Raw genomic sequence first — 1,728 nt, 5'->3', positions numbered from 1 at the left:
GAGAGAAAAGGTGTAATTTTGTGTATCGACATGGCTTTGAGTTAGTTTTTTGGTGGTACTTAAAATTACTCATTTTCCTGCAATTAGGCAAGAATCCATGTCGTTTTTTTATGACTTTACCTTTGGAAATCAGTACTTGCGAAACTTAAATTAATTAGACTTTGTTCTATTCTTCTGACGGCAATTTTCCCAGTATGTCGTTTTTCTGACCTATTTTCTGACCTACTTTCTGACCTATTCAGATGGGAATTCCCAATGTCCGTTTCTGGGAGAACCAACACGCAGGATAATGCTGTGGCGTAGAAATCACCCGGTATCTCCATATAGTCTATCCAAAAGTTTGGTAACGCACCGAGTACGGATTCCCGTTTGCCAAACATAAGGAGACTGCCATACGACAGTTTACCCGATGAAAGAACGATATTCAGCTTCCTGCAAAAATCTTCATCGTTCAATGTGGGGAACGAAAGAGATCGATTGAAATCACGGAGATAGCTGCGGTCTTCTTCTCTTTAACGCCGAGTATTATCCAACCGCCCTCTGTGTTGGAGAAAGCGCTGACCGTCTCCCACATGGATTTGGGAAGACCGCCCGAAGCCTCTTTGACCTCGAAATCATTCCATTCTATATCGTTGAGCCTTGCGAGCAGTTCTTCATTCGTTGTCATTTTTGCGCGTATTTGACTGCAAAGTCACGCTGCAAAGTCACTGATTTTTTCGGCGATTATAGCTTAGGATTCAGATTTTTTGCTAAATTTGCAGTCGGAATGGTATAGCCTTTCCACGACATTTTGGAAAAATAAGAAGCGTTATGCGTAATCTTGTGATTTGAGAACGTAGGAAATTCAACAAATAGCACAAGGATTGGCATAGTGGTTCTCACGCTCATAGCGTGGGCTGCTATTGTTACATCTGTGCTAATGGTTTCCTACGACCTTCAAATCAAGACGTGGCATAGTTGGCTCACGTTTTCTTTTCATAATAACACGGTCTTGAGCCAACCGGAATTTTAATATCCTCTGTTTAAAGATGTCCTCTAACTTCAACACATATTACGAGAACATCGACCATGATTTCTGGCGGAAACTATGTGTCGAACAGGGTGTGTTGCGCAGTTATGATAAAGGTGACTATTTTATTGAGCGAGGACAGGTAGGTCGGTATATAGGGTTTGTTAAATCGGGCACCCTTAAATATGTGGCATACGCTGCTGATGGCTCCGAGAGTGTCGTTGGTCTGGAGTTCGCAGGTGAGTTCGTCGCTGATTTTCCATTCTCTCTGTATGGGAAAAAATCTCGTGTTTCAATCGTTGCCGTTACACCCAGCGAAATATATTGCATTTCGGCAATAGAGGTAGGTATGCGCATGAAATCGGACGATGAACTATATCGAGTAGTAGCTGAAACCAATGTGGCGCTTTTCGACACCACCTATAACCGATATATCGATCTACATGTGAAATCGGTGCAGGAACGGTATAATGAACTCATTGATAAGTACAAAGATATATTTTTGTATTTCTCTCTCAAAGACATCGCTTCATTCCTTAATATCACCCCCACACATTTGAGCAGATTAAGAAAATCTTAATCATGTTCTGCCGTTCTCAGAAACTGTTTAAATTTAATTGTGAGGTTCATTGAGAGGATTTTATGAGACTCGGTGAAAACAGCCATAAAAGACCTCAAGGAAGCCACAAGATTCACTATATAAAAAATTTCGAATTAAA

At 41.0% G+C, this 1,728-nt stretch carries 2 protein-coding genes; one reads left to right on the top strand and one right to left on the bottom strand.

Going from position 1 to position 1,728, the window contains the following annotated elements:
* Positions 1–451: 451 nt before the first annotated feature.
* Positions 452–667 carry a helix-turn-helix domain-containing protein gene (locus JX312_RS13180; RefSeq protein ID WP_204458380.1) on the bottom strand — a complete coding sequence of 72 codons (216 nt, stop codon included), beginning with the start codon at positions 665–667 and terminating at the stop codon, positions 452–454.
* 361 nt (positions 668–1,028) lie between these two features.
* Between JX312_RS13180 and JX312_RS13175 the strand changes: the two genes are divergently transcribed.
* Entirely contained in the window at positions 1,029–1,589 is a 561-nt protein-coding gene (locus JX312_RS13175) for a Crp/Fnr family transcriptional regulator (protein ID WP_124030854.1), read from the top strand.
* Positions 1,590–1,728 lie beyond the last annotated feature (139 nt).

Origin of the sequence: Barnesiella sp. CU968, assembly GCF_905219685.1 — a bacterium.
GTDB classification, from domain to species: Bacteria; Bacteroidota; Bacteroidia; order Bacteroidales; family Muribaculaceae; genus Lepagella; species Lepagella muris_A.
The sequence above is the reverse complement of the archived record's forward strand: the minus strand, read 5'-3'. Positions and strand labels throughout refer to the sequence as shown.

What these genes read in the sequence shown, in the direction of transcription:
- JX312_RS13180 (WP_204458380.1), bottom strand. Translation starts at nt 667, where the DNA reads ATGACAACGAATGAAGAACTGCTCGCAAGGCTCAACGATATAGAATGG.
- JX312_RS13175 (WP_124030854.1), top strand. Translation starts at nt 1,029, where the DNA reads ATGTCCTCTAACTTCAACACATATTACGAGAACATCGACCATGATTTC.